A 15,082-nucleotide genomic window follows, 5' to 3' on the forward strand; every position below is an offset into this window, starting at 1 on the left:
CGGCCCGCCTGCGACCGGTTGACGCTTGTCACCGGCGATCGATGCATTCGCCCACTGCCGGCTGCGGCGGCCGGCGCCGACAGTAGGCGCATCTTCCACGGACCCATCGGACCGCCGTCATGTCCTCGCTCGCCCGGACGCATCCCTCCCTGCGCCGACTGAAGACCCGGCTGTTGGCCGTGGCGCTGTTCGCCGCCGCGCCGTTGGCGGCGGCCCAGGCCGCCGGGGCCGAGCCGGCGGCCGGCGAGGCGCCGGCGAGCTTCGCCATCGCCGGGGTGCGGGTGTTCGACGGCGACCGGCTGCTGCCGTCGGCGACCGTGCTGGTGCGCGACGGGCTGATCGCCGAAGTCGGCGCCAAGCTGCGGGTGCCGGCCGGGACCGCGGTGATCGACGGCCAGGGCGCGACCCTGCTGCCGGGCCTGATCGACGCCCATACCCACAGCTTCGGCAGCGCGCGCAACGACGCGCTGCGCTTCGGCGTGACCACCGAGCTGGACATGTTCAATGCCAGCGGCCAGCTGACCGCGGCGAAGACCGAACGCGCCGGCCGCGCCCGCACCGACCGCGCCGACCTGTGGTCGGCCGGCACCCTGGTCACCGCCAAGGGCGGCCACGGCACCCAGTACGGCGTGCCGATTCCGACCCTGGACGACCCGGCGCAGGCGCAGGCCTTCGTCGACGCGCGCATCGACGAGGGCTCGGACTACATCAAGCTGGTGCTGGAGGAACTGCGCGACGCGCAGGGCAAGCCGCGCCTGAACACCTTGTCGGAAGCCTCGCTGCGCGCCGCGATCCAGGCCGCGCACGCGCGCAAGAAGCTGGCCGTGGTCCACGTCTCGCGCGCCGAGGAAGCGAAGCTGGCGATCGACGCCGGCGCCGACGGCCTGGTCCATATCAACGCCGACCGCCTCGACGACCCGCAACTGGTCGCGGCGATCAAGCGTCGCGGCGCGTTCGTGGTGCCGACCCTGACCGTCGAGCACTCGGCTTATGGCGCCGGCAACGGCAAGCAACTGATCGCCGACGCGCGCCTGGCGCCGTTCCTGACCTCGGCGCAGAAGGACGAGTTGGCGCGCAGCTTCGGTTGGCGGGTCGAACCGGACAAGGCCAAGAACGCGAGCGAGAACGTGCGCCTGCTGCACGAGGCCGGCGTCGCGGTGCTGGCCGGCACCGACGCCGGCAACCCCGGCACCAGCCACGGCGCCAGCCAGCACGGCGAGCTGGAGCTGCTGGTCGCGGCCGGGCTGAGCCCGATCGAAGCGCTGCGCGCGGCGACCTCGCTGCCGGCGCGCAGCTTCGGCCTGAGCGACCGCGGCCGCATCGCCAAGGGCCTGCGCGCCGACCTGGTCCTGGTCGAAGGCGATCCGACCGCCGACATCGCTGCGACCCGGGCGATCCGCACGGTATGGAAGAACGGCTACCCGGTCGAGCGGGTGGCCGTCGCGCCGACCCTGCAGCCCGGCGCGGTAGCGACCTGGAGCGCCGGCCAGCCGGGGCCGCGCTGGGTCGCGTCCTACGACGCCTACATGGGCGGCAAGTCCAAATCGCAACTGCAGGCGGGGCAGGGCGGCGGCACCGCGCTGGCGGCCAAGGGCGAGCTCGTCGCCGGCCTGCCGCAGCCCTGGGCCGGGCTGATGCTGGTGCCGGGTCCGGCGCCGATGGCCGCTGCCGACGCCCGTTCGGTACGCGAGCTGAGCCTGCGCCTGCGCGGCGACGGCCGCCCGGTCTCGGTGCTGGTGTTCTCCGGCAAGGAGCTGCCGGGCACGCCGGGCTTCCTGCTGGTGCCGACCTAGGCCGGGCATTGGCAGCAGGTCAGCGTGCCCCTGGCCGGCATGGCCCATGTCGATCTGAGCCAGTTGCGCGGCATCGCCCTCGCCGCCGGCGGCGCCCCGGGCGGGTTCGAATTCGAGATCGACGCGGTCGAACTCCGTTAAAGTCCGCCGGCATGCGGTCGCCGTCGCGATCCCGCAGCGCCGGTCACGAGGGTGACCGCGCGCTTGCGCCGTTCCGCTTCCGTCGCGCCGGGCCGATGCCCGCCCGACCCTCGCGCGGCCGCACGCCGACTTCATCGTAGGACACGACCATGCGCTTGCCCGGACCGTCGCTGGACACACAGGAACACCTGCTGGGCTGGCACCTGGCGTCCTTGCTCTATCTGAGCTTCGTCTTCGTGCCGCTGTTCTACTGGCCGGTGCTGCCGTGGTGGGTGGTGGCGGTCGCGGTCGGCTCGGTGGCGGTGTTCCTGCCGTTGTACTGGGCGTTCTACCGCGCCGGCGCCAAGGCGCGCCTGTGGCTGGTGCTGGGCGTGGCGGCGATCGGCTATACGGTGCTGCCGTTCGGCGCCGGCGGCGGCACCTACCTGATCTTCGCCGCCGGCATGCTGGCCAGTTTCCTGCCGCTGTGGCGCGGGGTCAGCCTGACGGTGGTGCTGTTCGCGGTGCTCGGGGTCGAGATGATCACGACCCTGCCCGCGGTGGCGATGCCGGTGTCGGGCTTCCTGATCCACGTCCTGGTCGGCTCGATCGTCTACGCCGGCGTGCTTGCCGCGCGTTCGCGCGAACTGCGCAACGCCGAGCTGCGCCTGACCCAGGAAGAAGTGCGCCGCCTGGCCAGCCTGGCCGAACGCGAGCGCATCGGCCGCGACCTGCACGACCTGCTCGGCCATACCTTGTCGGTGGTGGTGCTGAAGTCGCAGCTGGCCGCGCGCTTGATCGAACACGACACCCGCGCCGCGCAGGACCAGATCGGCGAGGTCGAGCGGGTCGCGCGCGAGGCCCTGACCCAGGTCCGCGAAGCGGTCGCCGGGATCCGCGCCAACGGCCTGCAGGCCGAGCTGGCGGCGGCGCGGCTGGCCCTGCTCGGCGGCGAGATCAGCCTCGACCATCGCCTGGCGCCGGTGGAGATCCCCGGCAACATCGAGACCACCCTGGCCCTGGCCCTGCGCGAGTCGGTCACCAACGTGCTGCGCCATGCGCGCGCGCGCCGGGTCGAGGTCGAACTGACCGAAGAATCGCGCGGCGGCATCGCGCTGCGCATCGCCGACGACGGCCGCGGCGGCGTGGCGGCCGAGGGCCACGGCCTGACCGGCATGCGCGAGCGCCTGCGCGCGATCGGCGGCGTGGTCGAAATCGACAGCCCCCAGGGCGGCGGCACCCGGCTCAGCCTGCTGGTGCCGCGCGAAGCGCTGAGCGCGGCGCGGCGGCTGCCGCCGGCGCCGCCGACGCCGACCAAGGACAAGGGCCCGGCTTTGCTCGAACGAGGTATCGCATGATCCGATTGTTGCTGGCCGAAGATCAGGCCCTGGTGCGCGGCGCATTGGCCGCGTTGTTGAACCTGGAGCCCGACATCGAGGTGGTGGCCGAGGCCGGCGACGGCGCCAGCGCCTGGGAGGCGGTGCGGCGGGTGCAGCCGGACCTGCTGGTCACCGACATCGAGATGCCCGGCATGACCGGCATCGACCTGGCCTTGCGGGTGCGCGATTCCGGCCTGCCGACCCGGGTGGTGATCGTCACCACCTTCGGCCGCGCCGGCTACCTGCGCCGGGCGATGGACGCCGGAGTGCGCGGCTACCTGCTCAAGGACGCGCCCGCCGGCCAGCTCGCCGACGCGCTGCGCCAGGTCCACCGAGGCGGCCGGGCGATCGACCCGCAACTCGCGGTGGCGGCCTGGAGCGATGAAGACCCGCTGACCGAGCGCGAGCGCCAGGTCCTGCGCCTGGCCGGCGAGGGCCTGTCCACCGCCGAAATCGGCGAGCGCCTGCACCTGAGCCAGGGCACGGTGCGCAATTACTTGTCCGAAGCGATCGGCAAGCTCGACAGCAGCAATCGCATCGAGGCCTATCGGCGCGCGCGCCAGAACGGCTGGTTGTAGCGGCGCCGGCGCGGTCGGGTAGGGGCGAGGCAGGAGCCAGGCATGGGCTAGGCAAGAGCGGGGCAAGAGCGGGGCAAGAGCGGGGCAAGAGCAAATCCCCCGCGCTCCGGACTCCGTCCAGCAGCCCACCCCGCGCCGGGCGCTGGCCCCCTTGGTCAAAAGGGGGCAATAGCTCGCGCGCTCAGCTTTTGCCGCTCCCCCTTGGCCCCTTTGTCAGAGGGGCAAGAGTGCGCGCACCCAGCTTTTGCCGTTCCCCCCTTTGAAAAAGGGGGTAGGGGGATTTGCTTTGCTTTTGCGGATGCCGCCCCCACCTGCGCCCCCCCCCCCGCCTTTGGCGATCCCGCCCATACCCGGGATAATGTCCAGCTCCCTGCATGGTTCCGCCCTGCCTGGTTCGACCCCGGCCGCCCTCCGGCCGGCACGGTCCGGTCGGCCGGGCTTCGGCCGCCGCGGCGCTGCGCGCTCACTCTCTCCGGTTTCCTTTGAAAAAGTCCGACTTCCATTACGAACTCCCGCCCGAGCTGATCGCCCAGGCCCCGCTGGCCGAACGCTCGGCCAGCCGCCTGCTGGTCGTGCCGCCGGAGCCGGCGCCGCTGCAGGACCGCAGCTTCCGCGACCTGACCGAGCTGCTGCGGCCGGGCGACTTGCTGGTGTTCAACGACACCCGGGTGATTCCGGCGCGCCTGTTCGGGCAGAAGAGCACCGGCGGCCGGGTCGAGATCCTGATCGAGCGCCTGCTCGGCGGGTCCGAGGCGCGCGCCCAGCTCGGGGTCAGCAAGTCGCCCAAGCCCGGCGCGCGCATCGCCCTGGATGCCGGCGGCGAGGCCGAGGTGCTGGGTCGCGACGGCGAGTTCTACCGCTTGCGCTTCCACGTGCCCGAGTCGCTGGAGCAATGGCTGCTGCACGCCGGCCGCCTGCCGCTGCCGCCGTACATCCAGCGCGAGCCAGGCCAGGACGACGCCGAGCGCTACCAGACCGTGTTCGCGCGCGAAGTCGGCGCGGTCGCAGCGCCCACCGCCGGCCTGCATTTCGACCAGGCCCTGCTGCAGCGGCTGAGCGAGCGCGGGGTCGAGTTCGGCCACGTCACCCTGCATGTCGGCGCCGGCACCTTCCAGCCGGTGCGCGCCGAGCATCTGGACCAGCACGTGATGCACAGCGAATGGCTCAACGTCGGCGCCGGCCTGATCGAGCAGATCCGCCGCACCCGCGCCGCCGGCGGCCGGGTGATCGCGGTCGGCACGACCGTGGTGCGCGCGCTGGAAAGCGCGACCCGCCACGAGAACGGCCAGAGCGGCGAGGGCGAGTTGCAGCCCTACGCCGGCGAGACCCGCTTGTTCATCCTGCCGGGCTATCGGATCCGCTCGGTCGACGGCCTGATCACCAACTTCCACCTGCCCGAGAGCACCCTGCTGATGCTGGTCTCGGCCTTCGCCGGCAAGGAGCGCATGTTCGCCGCCTACGCCCACGCGATCGCCGAGCGCTATCGGTTCTTCTCCTACGGCGACGCGATGCTGCTGCTGCCAACCGCAGCGACGTAGTCCCGCCGTCGCCAACCGAAGCCCGAACACCGCACGCGTCGCTTTTGTTTTTCCGCCGCCGGCCTGACGGCGAATCCCCCAGGTTCCCATGCCCCCATTTCCCCCGCGCGTCGCTCCATGCGCCCCGCACCCCGATCAAGGAGCCCGCGCATGAGCCGCATGTCGTTCCAACTGCTAGGCCAGGACGGCGCCGCGCGCCGCGGCCGCCTCAGCTTTCCGCGCGGCACCGTCGAGACTCCGGCGTTCATGCCGGTCGGCACCTACGGCTCGGTCAAGGGCATCATGCCCGAGCAGGTGCGCGAGCTCGGCGCGCAGATCATCCTCGGCAACACGTTCCACCTGTACCTGCGTCCCGGCCTGGACGTGATCGGCGACCATGGCGGCCTGCACGGTTTCGCGCGCTGGAACGGGCCGATCCTGACCGACTCCGGCGGCTTCCAGGTGTTCTCGCTCGCCCACCGGCGCAAGATCACCGAGCAGGGCGTGACCTTCGCCTCGCCGGTCGACGGCAGCAAGGTCTTCCTCGGCCCGGAAGAGAGCATGCGCATCCAGCGCGTGCTGGATTCGGACATCGTCATGATCTTCGACGAATGCACGCCGTACCCGGCCACCGAGGAGGTCGCGCGCAAGTCGATGGAACTGAGCCTGCGCTGGGCCGAGCGCTCCAAGCGCGCCCACGAGGGCAACGATGCGGCCTTGTTCGGCATCGTCCAGGGCGGCGTCCACCACGGCCTGCGCAGCCGCTCGGCGCAGGGCCTGCAGGCGCTGGGCTTCGACGGCTACGCGATCGGCGGCCTGGCGGTGGGCGAGCCGGAGGCCGAGCGCAACGAGATGCTCGAACACACCTGCCCGCAGCTGCCGGCCGACCGGCCGCGCTATCTGATGGGCGTGGGCCGGCCGGAAGACCTGGTCGAGTCGGTCGCCCGCGGCGTCGACATGTTCGATTGCGTGATGCCGACCCGCAACGCCCGCAACGGCCATTACTTCACCTCCACCGGCACGGTGCGGGTGCGCAACGCCAAGTACGAGCGCGACCTGCGCCCGATCGAGGAGGGCTGCGACTGCTATGCCTGCGCCAACGGCTTCAGCCGCGCCTACCTGCGCCACCTGGACCGCTGCAACGAGATGCTCGGGCCGATGCTCGGCACCCTGCACAACCTGCGCTACTACCAGCGCCTGATGGCGCAGATGCGCCAGGCCATCGAGCAGGGAACCTTTGCCGCCTTCCGCGAGTCCTTCTACGCCGCCCGCAGCTGATCGGCCGCAGGCGGACCGACCGGGCCGCCGGGCCCGGCCACGGCCGCAACCGCCCCGCCCGGCGCCGCCGACCGCTCCGAACGCCGGCGAATGCGTGGCCAAAAACGTGCCGCGGACCCCATTCCGCGGCCGCCGTTGGCCCCGGTCCGGGCGTGGCATAATCCCCGACTATTTTCGTTCCAGGACTTCACGATGAACCTGCTCGACCTCCTGATCGCTCCCGCCTACGCCCAGGCCGCGCCGGCCGGCGCGCCGCAGGGCGGCCTGTTCGGCGGCGGCCTCGGCGGCCTCGTCCTGCCGCTGGTGCTGATCGCCGTCATGTACTTCCTGATCTTCCGCCCGCAGATGAAGCGCGCCAAGGAACACCGGGCGATGCTGGACAAGCTGTCCAAGGGCGACGAAGTGCTGACCAACGGCGGCATCGCCGGCACCGTGACCGACATCGGCGAGAACTTCATCACCGTGGAAATCGCCGCCAACGTGCGCATCCGCGTGCAGAAGGGCGCGATCGCCAACGTGCTGCCCAAGGGCACCCTGAAGTCGGCCTGATCCGACGCTGCCACGCCATCTTCAATCGCGGCGGCCGGGGAGGCCGCCGCAGGGGTTTTCGATGCTGACCTTCGCGCGCTGGAAATACTTCGCCATCCTGGTGGTTCTCGTCGTCAGCGTGCTGTACGCGCTGCCGAACGCCTATCCGCAGGACCCGTCCGTCCAGATTTCCGCGGCGCGGTCGGGCAGCACCCAGATCGACGCCGCGCTGGCCAAGCGGGCGGCCGATCTGCTGGCCCAGGCCAAGATTCCGACCAAGTCGGTGCAGGTCGAAGACCAGGGCAACCTGATGGTGCGCCTGAACGACACCGAGCAGCAGACCCGCGCAGCCGACTTGCTGCGGCCCAAGCTCGGCAGCGACTACGTGGTCGCGCTGAGCCTGGCGCCGACCGTGCCGGGCTGGCTGGAATCGCTCGGCGCCAAGCCGATGCCGCGCGGCCTGGACTTGCAGGGCGGCGTGCACTTCGTGATGCAGGTCGACCAGGCCGCGGCGCTGAACAAGCGCCTCGAGGCCTACGTCGAAGACGTCCGCGCGACCCTGCGCGACAGCGCCGTGCCGTACACCTCGGTGGTGCGCCGCGGCAACGAGGCCATCGTTGCCACCCTGGCCGGCAACGCCGACGCCGAGAAGGCGCAGAAGCAGCTGCGCACCGCCTTTCCGACCCTGACCCAGGACCTGGAAGGCCGCACCCTGACCCTGAACATCCCGCCGTCCGAGCTGCAGCGCATCTCGCTCGACGCGATCGAGCAGAACCTGACCACCCTGCGCAACCGCATCAACGCCTTCGGCGTGGCCGAGCCGGTGATCCAGCGCCAGGGCACCGACCGGGTGGTGATCCAGCTGCCGGGCCTGCAGGACACCGCCGAGGCCAAGCGCCAGATCGGCGCCACCGCGACCCTGGAATTCCGCGCCGTGGTCGGCGACGAAGCCGCCGCCGCGGCCGCCGTGCGCGACCGCAACGTGCCGCCGGAAGCGCGCGTGTACTACAACGAGGCCAAGCAGCCTTTGCTGCTGTCCAAGCGCCTGCTGGTGTCCGGCGACCAGCTGGTCAACGCCATCCCCGGCAACGACCAGCAGGGCCAGCCCAGCGTGAGCATCACCCTGAACGCCATCGGCGGCCAGCGCATGCTCAACCACACCCTGGAAAACGTCGGCAAGCGCCTGGGCATCGTCTACGTCGAGCAGATCCCGGTCACCGAGATCGTCGACGGCAAGGAAGTTCGCACCACCCGCACCGAGGAGCGGGTGATCAGCTCCTCGCGCATCCAGGGCGTGTTCGGCAAGGACTTCCAGACCACCGGCCTGAGCCGCGACGAGGCCAACAGCCTGGCCAAGCAGCTCAAGTCCGGCGCCCTGGCCGCGCCGATGACCTTCGTCGAAGAGCGCGTGGTCGGCCCCAGCCTGGGCGCCGACAACGTCAAGCGCGGCACCACCGCGGTGCTGTACTCGTTCGTGTTCGCGCTGACCTTCTTCCTGATCTACTACCGCATGTTCGGCCTGATCACCTGCCTGGCGCTGGTGCTGAACCTGCTGATGGTGGTGGCGCTGATGTCGATGATCGGCGCGACCATGAGCCTGCCGGGCTTCGCCGGCCTGGCCCTGTCGGTGGGCATGTCGGTCGACGCCAACGTGCTGATCAACGAACGCATACGCGAGGAGTTGCGCGCCGGAGTGCCGCCGCAAGCGGCGATCGCCAGCGGCTACGACAAGGCCTCCGGCACGATCTTCGACTCCAACATGACCGCGCTGCTGGCCGGCCTGGCGCTGCTGGCGTTCGGCACCGGCCCGCTGCAGGGCTTCGCGATGACCATGATCATCGGCATCCTGACCTCGGTCTTCACCGCCGTGACCGTCTCGCGCGGCATCGCCACCTTGCTCTACGGCAACCGCCGCAAGCTCAAGTCCATCGCGATCTGACGGGAGAACCCTGACATGAAGATTTTCCCGCTGACCCTGTTGCCCAACGACGCCAACATCAACTTCATGAAGTTGCGTTGGGTCTCGATCGCCGTGGCCGCGCTGATCATGTTCGTCGCCCTCGGCGCGATGGCCACCCGCAACTTCAACTACGCCCTGGACTTCACCGGCGGCAACCTGGTCGAGTTGCACCTGGCCAAGCCGATTTCGCTCGACACGGTGCGCGAGCGCCTGGCCGCCGACGGCTACGACAGCGCCCAGGTGCAGACCTACGGCGCCGGCAACGAGCTGCTGATCCGCCTGCAGCCGCGCGAGGGCGATTCCGGCTCGGCCGCCACCGCCCACGCCGCCGAGGCGGTGATGAAGGCGGTGTCGGGCGCCGACAACCAGGCCAAGATCCTGCGCAACGAATTCGTCGGCCCGCAGGTCGGCCGCGAGCTGGCGCTGAACGGTCTGTACGCGCTGTTGTTCGTGGTGGTCGGCTTCCTGATCTACATCGCCTTCCGCTTCGAATGGAAGTTCGCCGTCGCCGCGATCATCACCACCCTGCACGACGTGATCGTGGTCGCCGGCTGGTTCGCGATCTCCGGCCACGAGTTCGACCTGACCGTGCTGGCCGGCATCCTGTCGGTGATGGGCTACTCGATCAACGACACCATCGTGGTGTTCGACCGCGTGCGCGAGAACTTCCGCTCGATGCGCGCCGATCCGGAAACCGTGCTCAACAAGTCGATCAACCAGACCCTGTCGCGTACGGTGATCACCTCGTTCGTCGCCTTCCTGACCGTGGTCGCGCTGTACATCTACGGCGGCGGTTCGCTGCGCGGCATGGCCGAGTCGCAGATGATCGGCATCATCATCGGCACCCTGTCGTCGATCTTCGTCGCCTGCCCGTTGCTGACCCTGGGCCTGCTGAAGGTCAGCAAGCAGGACCTGTTGCCCAAGGCCAAGGACGAGGCGGCGCTGGCGCGCCGTCCGTAACCGCCGCCGGCGCCTGCGGGACGGGTGCCGGAGCCGCTGCGAAGAAAAGGCCGCGCCTGCGCGGCCTTTTTCTTTGTCCGCGCAGGCCACGGCGGCGGCCTGCGAACGCGCACGGCCGCGCTGTCCCTATCCCGCGCAAAGCGGTCGATTGGGGCCGGGTCGATGCACCGATGCCGGATTCGCGGGGCAGCGCGCGGCCGGCGGGGTATTTATTGCATTCTACAAGGATAGTTGTAGAATTGAGCCATGAACGACGATTCCGCCGTTTCGGCGCTTTCCGCCCTCGCGCACACCGATCGCCTGGCGGCCTTCCGCATGCTGGTCCGCAAAGGGCCCGACGGCATGCCGTCGGGCGAGATCGCCGATGCGCTCGCGATTGCGCCGACGCGGATGAGCTTCCATCTCGCCGCGCTGGAGCGCGCCGGCCTGCTGAGGTCCTGGCGGGACGGGCGACGGATCCTGTACGCCGCCAGTTATGGCGACATGCGCCGGCTGCTGGCCTTCCTGACCGAGGACTGCTGTTCCGGAAACCCGGAAATCTGCGGTTCCCTCACCGATCCCGTCGCTGCCTGCGCTGCGCAGACCTGCCCATGAGCACCGGCCAGCCGTTCAACGTCCTGTTCCTGTGCACCGCTAATTCGGCGCGCTCCATCCTGGCCGAAGGGATCCTGCGCCGAGTCGGAGCCGGTCGCTTCACTGCCTTCTCCGCGGGGAGCCATCCAAAGCGCGAGGTGAACCCCTTGGCGTTGGAGGTGCTGCGCGAGTCCGGTTATCCCGCCGACGCAATGCGGTCGAAGTCGTGGGACGAGTTCGCCGTTCCCGGAGCGCCGCGCATGGACTTCGTCTTCACCGTCTGCGACCGGGCCGCCGGCGAGGCGTGCCCGGTCTGGCCGGGGCAACCGGTGACCGGACATTGGGCAATCGAAGACCCAAGCCATGAAGACGGCGGCGAGATGCGGAAGCGGGCGGCGTTCCGAAAGGCGCTGGGCTATGTGGAGAACCGCATCAACGCCTTCGTCGCGCTGCCGTTGGCCACGCTGGAGCGATCCAGCCTGGCGGCCAAGGTGCGCGAAATCGGACAGTTCGAGGGCGCGTCTATGCCGCGCCGGGACCTAACCTGAGACCTACTGCATGGCCGTTACGATCTATCACAATCCCGATTGCGGCACCTCCCGCAATACGCTGGAAATGATTCGCCGATCCGGGGAAGACCCGGTGGTGATCGAGTACCTGAAGACCCCGCCGTCGCGCGAAGCGTTGACGGAACTGATCCGGGCGATGGGCCTCACGGCGCGGGATTTGCTGCGCCAGAAGGGGACGCCTTACGCCGAGCTGGGGTTGGACGATCCCGCGCTCTCCGACGAGAAGTTGCTGGATGCGATGATGTCGCATCCGATCCTTATCAACCGCCCGATCGTCGTGTCCGAGAAGGGCGCCGCTCTGTGCCGGCCGTCCGAAACAGTACTGGGTCTGCTGGCCCGTCCGGTGGCCTCTTTCACCAAAGAGGACGGCGAAGTGGTGGTCTGGGCAGGAGCCGCGACGTGACTCAGCCTGTCTCGATGGATTTGCCGAACGTCGATCCGGCCCAGCTCAATTCGATCGATGTCGAGTCGCTCGCTGCTCCGGGCGACCCTCGGCACCCGCCTCGCATCCTCATCCTTTACGGCTCGCTGCGCGAGCGCTCCTACTCGCGCCTGCTGGCCGAGGAGGCTGGCAGGCTCCTGCGTTGGTTCGGCTGCCAGGTGCGTACCTTCGATCCCCGCGACTTGCCGCTTCCCGACGCGGTGAGCCCGGATCACCCGAAAGTGACCGAACTGCGAGAACTCGCCGACTGGTCGGAGGGGATGGTCTGGGTGAGCCCGGAACGCCACGGCGCGATGACGGGGATCATGAAGGCGCAGATCGACTGGATCCCCTTGGCGCTGGGGTCCAGGCGGCCGACGCAGGGCAAGACCCTGGCCGTCATGCAGGTCTGCGGCGGCTCGCAGAGCTTCAACTCCGTCAACCAGATGCGCACGCTCGGCCGTTGGATGCGGATGGTCACGATCCCGAACCAGTCTTCGGTCGCCAAGGCGCACCTGGAGTTCGACGACGCCGGCCGGATGAAACCCTCCGCCTACTACATGCGGGTGGTCGACGTGTGCGAGGAATTGGCCAAGTTCACTTGGCTGGTCCGTGGCCGCTCCGACTATCTGACGGACCGCTACTCCGAGCGCGTCGAGGATGCCGAAGCGCTTTCGAAACGCGTGAACCAGCGTTCCCTGTGACCGGCTGGCGGGTTCGCGATCGCCCGATCGCGGGCGCGTCGGAGCCTTGTGCTAAGACGCCGGCGCCGCCGGCCGGGTAACGCCGATTTTGCTTTCACCCTGCCGCCGCGCGACATGGCCGTTCCGCTTTGTCCGGCCGTTGCGCCATCATGGCGTTGCCGCGTTGCGGCGGACGATCGGTTTCCGGCGACCGGGTTCTTGCAACCCGCGCGTACCTGCCCGGGTGCGGCGGTCGCCCCGAACAGAGGATGCGATGGAGTGGCGAATCGGCAGCAGATCGAAGACTGGAACGGCGCCGTCGGCGAACGCTGGCTGACCTATAACGACTGGCTCGACCGGCGCACCGCCGCCTACGGCCGCGACGCGCTCGATGCGGCCGCAGCGCAGCCGGGCGAAGCGGTGCTCGACATCGGCTGCGGCGCAGGCGCGACCGCGTTCGAACTGGCGCGTGCGGTCGGCGCGGGCGGCTCGGTGACCGGCGTGGACGTGTCCGAGCCCTTGCTGAGCCGCGCCCGCGAACGCGCCGCGGCCTTGGCGCTGCCGGTCGAGTTCCGCTTGGCCGACGCCAGCCGGCCGCTGTTCGCGCCGGCCCGGTTCGACCTGCTGTTCTCGCGCTTCGGGGTGATGTTCTTCGACGATCCCGTCGCGGCTTTCGCCGAATTGCGCAAGACGCTCAAGCCCGGCGGCCGGCTCGCCTTCGCCTGTTGGCAAGGGCCGGACCGGAACGATTGGTATCGCTGGCCGCTGCGCGCGATCGCCGCGGAGATCGACCTGCCCAGCGTCGATCCGCGCGCGCCGGGCCCGTTCGCGCTGGCCGAACCGGAGCGCATCGAGCAGGTGCTCGGCGCGGCCGGCTTCGGCGCGATCGAGTTGAGCGCGTTCCAGGCGCCGTTCTATCTCGGCGAGGGCGAGGACCCCGACGCGGCCGCGGCCGATGCCTACGACCAGGTGCTGCGGGTCGGCCCGGTCGCGCGCTTGCTCGCCGCCCAGGACGAGGCCGTGCGCGCGCGCGCCGAGGCCCGCCTGCGCGGCGCCCTGCGCGAACTCGCGCGCGAGCGCGGCATCGCGATGATGGGCGCGACCTGGACGGTGACGGCGCGGGCGGCGTGAGCGGCTAGGTCCCGCCGCCTGCGCGCGCCGGCCGGCGCGAAGCGGCCAGCAGGTTGCAGAACAGCGCGCCCTGTTCGATCGCGTCGTCGAGGGCGACGTGGGTATGCGGCAGCCGGTCGAACCAGGCCTTGGGCATGCGCCGCTTGGTCGTTTCGCGGTAGTCGGTCTTCAGCACCGCCATCGCATACGACTTGATGTCCAGCGCCGAATGCGCGAACGGGCTGCGGCCGGCGTAGCGGATCAGGTACCAGTACACGAACAGGAAGTCGTAGGCGGCCGGGTAGCCGACGAACACCGGCTTTCCGGGCAGCGCGTCCAGCCACTCGACGTAGGCGCGCATCGCCGCTTCAGGCGCCTGCGGGTCGCGTCGGCAGGCCTCCCAGGCGGCGCGGTTGTCGCCCCACCAGCGCATCGTGTCGGGGTGGCCTGCGGCGCCCGGCAGGGTGTCGAGGTTGGCCGAGAACGTGCCGACCAGGGTCTTGTCGGCCAGATAGGCCGCCGAGGCGAAGCTCAGCATCGAATGCGGCCCCGGGATCGGGCCGTCGGCCTCGACGTCGGTGCTGACGTAGATTTCGGGTCGGCTCATCGGCTCAGTCCTTTGAACGTTTCGCCGGCGCGCGCCGGCCAGCGTCCAATGTAGCGGCGGCGGGCGGCCGCCGCATCCGCCCGCGCGCGAACGAAAAACGCCGCGACCCGGTCGCGGCGTTCTTCTGGCATTCGCTGCGGTGCGAGCCGAGGCGGTGCGGCTCAGTCGAACGCGTTGGCGTAGCCGGTGTTGACGATCCGCTGCTGCAGCGCGTCGGCCACGCGCAGGTTGCCGGCGACGATCTGGCGCGGGGGCAGGCCGCGGTTGTCCATCGGCCCGGTCGGGCGGCCGCGGAAGTCGACCACCTTGCCGCCGGCTTCGCGCACCATCAGCACGCCCGCGGCGACGTCCCAGGGCTTGAGCCCGGCTTCGAAGTAGCCGTCGGCGCGACCGCAGGCGACGTAGGCCAGGTCGAGCGCGGCCGAACCGGTGCGGCGCACGTCCTCGACGTCGATCAGCAGGTTGTCCAGGCACTTGAGGTGGGCGCTGGCGTTGGCGCGCTCGCGCGGCGGGAAGCCGGTGATCAGCATCGCGCCGTTCAATTCCTTGCGTTCGGCGATGCGCACGCGCTTTTCGTTGAGCTGGGTGCCGCTGCCGCGGCTGGCGGTGAACAGGTCGTTGCGCAGCGGGTCGAAGATCACCCCGTGGATCGGCTCGCCGTTCTCGCACAGGGCGATGGAGACGCAGAAGTGCGGGATGCCGTGCAGGTAGTTGCTGGTGCCGTCGAGCGGGTCGATCACCCAGGTGAAGCGGGCCTGGCCGAGCGGGCCGTGCTCTTCGCCGAGGATGGCGTAGTCCGGGGTGGCGCGGCGGAATTCCTTGATGATCTCGGCTTCGGCGAGGCGGTCGACCTCGCTGGCGTAGTCCATGCGGCCCTTCTCGACGATGTTCAGCGCGTCCACGCGGTGCATGTGGCGGAGCAGGACGTTGCCTGCGGCGCGGGCGGCTTTGACCATGAGGGTGACGGCGGGTTTCTGCATGGCTTACGGCCTCGAACGTGGGAGGA

At 70.2% G+C, this 15,082-nt stretch carries 15 protein-coding genes; 13 read left to right on the top strand and 2 right to left on the bottom strand.

Annotated elements, in window-relative coordinates; genetic code table 11:
- Nucleotides 1–119: 119 nt before the first annotated feature.
- From AC3A57_RS20210 to AC3A57_RS20270, 13 genes are all read left to right on the top strand, one after another.
- Nucleotides 120–1,793, top strand: a complete 1,674-nt coding sequence (locus AC3A57_RS20210; RefSeq protein ID WP_487580537.1) for an amidohydrolase family protein — start codon at nucleotides 120–122, stop codon at nucleotides 1,791–1,793.
- 290 nt (nucleotides 1,794–2,083) lie between these two features.
- Nucleotides 2,084–3,271, top strand: coding sequence for a sensor histidine kinase (locus AC3A57_RS20215; RefSeq protein ID WP_487580538.1), 1,188 nt, complete (start codon nucleotides 2,084–2,086; stop codon nucleotides 3,269–3,271).
- Nucleotides 3,268–3,870, top strand: coding sequence for a response regulator transcription factor (locus tag AC3A57_RS20220; RefSeq protein WP_487580539.1), 603 nt, complete (start codon nucleotides 3,268–3,270; stop codon nucleotides 3,868–3,870). Before AC3A57_RS20215 ends, AC3A57_RS20220 begins: the two co-directional genes overlap by 4 nt.
- A gap of 482 nt (nucleotides 3,871–4,352) precedes the next feature.
- The gene (gene queA / locus AC3A57_RS20225) at nucleotides 4,353–5,408 is read left to right on the top strand and encodes a tRNA preQ1(34) S-adenosylmethionine ribosyltransferase-isomerase QueA (RefSeq protein ID WP_487580540.1); all 1,056 of its coding nucleotides are present in this window, start codon (nucleotides 4,353–4,355) and stop codon (nucleotides 5,406–5,408) included.
- Between the two features lie 150 nt (nucleotides 5,409–5,558).
- Nucleotides 5,559–6,665 (top strand): tRNA guanosine(34) transglycosylase Tgt, encoded by a 1,107-nt coding sequence (gene tgt, locus AC3A57_RS20230; RefSeq protein ID WP_487580541.1) that lies wholly within the window; start codon nucleotides 5,559–5,561, stop codon nucleotides 6,663–6,665.
- A 192-nt stretch (nucleotides 6,666–6,857) separates the two neighbouring features.
- Nucleotides 6,858–7,214, top strand: a complete 357-nt coding sequence (yajC, locus tag AC3A57_RS20235; protein WP_064748423.1) for a preprotein translocase subunit YajC — start codon at nucleotides 6,858–6,860, stop codon at nucleotides 7,212–7,214.
- Nucleotides 7,215–7,275: 61 nt separating this feature from the next.
- Nucleotides 7,276–9,132: a protein translocase subunit SecD gene (gene secD / locus AC3A57_RS20240; RefSeq protein WP_487580542.1), complete on the top strand. Its 1,857-nt coding sequence runs from the start codon at nucleotides 7,276–7,278 to the stop codon at nucleotides 9,130–9,132.
- 15 nt (nucleotides 9,133–9,147) lie between these two features.
- Nucleotides 9,148–10,113 carry a protein translocase subunit SecF gene (gene secF, locus AC3A57_RS20245; protein ID WP_487580543.1) on the top strand — a complete coding sequence of 322 codons (966 nt, stop codon included), beginning with the start codon at nucleotides 9,148–9,150 and terminating at the stop codon, nucleotides 10,111–10,113.
- 246 nt (nucleotides 10,114–10,359) lie between these two features.
- Nucleotides 10,360–10,707 (top strand): ArsR/SmtB family transcription factor, encoded by a 348-nt coding sequence (locus tag AC3A57_RS20250; protein WP_487580544.1) that lies wholly within the window; start codon nucleotides 10,360–10,362, stop codon nucleotides 10,705–10,707.
- The gene (locus AC3A57_RS20255; protein WP_487580545.1) at nucleotides 10,704–11,234 is read left to right on the top strand and encodes an arsenate reductase ArsC; all 531 of its coding nucleotides are present in this window, start codon (nucleotides 10,704–10,706) and stop codon (nucleotides 11,232–11,234) included. Before AC3A57_RS20250 ends, AC3A57_RS20255 begins: the two co-directional genes overlap by 4 nt.
- Nucleotides 11,235–11,244: 10 nt before the next feature.
- Entirely contained in the window at nucleotides 11,245–11,658 is a 414-nt protein-coding gene (gene arsC, locus AC3A57_RS20260) for an arsenate reductase (glutaredoxin) (protein ID WP_487580546.1), read from the top strand.
- Nucleotides 11,659–11,672: 14 nt separating this feature from the next.
- Nucleotides 11,673–12,380, top strand: a complete 708-nt coding sequence (gene arsH / locus AC3A57_RS20265) for an arsenical resistance protein ArsH (RefSeq protein WP_487580562.1) — start codon at nucleotides 11,673–11,675, stop codon at nucleotides 12,378–12,380.
- 258 nt (nucleotides 12,381–12,638) lie between these two features.
- Nucleotides 12,639–13,490: a class I SAM-dependent methyltransferase gene (locus tag AC3A57_RS20270; RefSeq protein WP_487580547.1), complete on the top strand. Its 852-nt coding sequence runs from the start codon at nucleotides 12,639–12,641 to the stop codon at nucleotides 13,488–13,490.
- Nucleotides 13,491–13,494: 4 nt separating this feature from the next.
- Here AC3A57_RS20270 and AC3A57_RS20275 read toward each other — a convergent pair whose 3' ends face one another.
- Both AC3A57_RS20275 and AC3A57_RS20280 read right to left on the bottom strand, forming a co-directional pair.
- A complete protein-coding gene (locus tag AC3A57_RS20275) occupies nucleotides 13,495–14,076 on the bottom strand; it encodes a 3'-5' exonuclease family protein (protein WP_487580548.1) in 582 nt (193 codons plus the stop codon).
- Between the two features lie 161 nt (nucleotides 14,077–14,237).
- A complete protein-coding gene (locus AC3A57_RS20280) occupies nucleotides 14,238–15,056 on the bottom strand; it encodes an inositol monophosphatase family protein (RefSeq protein WP_221673347.1) in 819 nt (272 codons plus the stop codon).
- Nucleotides 15,057–15,082: the final 26 nt, after the last annotated feature.

This window comes from Lysobacter sp. Soil_C_15 (genome assembly GCF_057657315.1).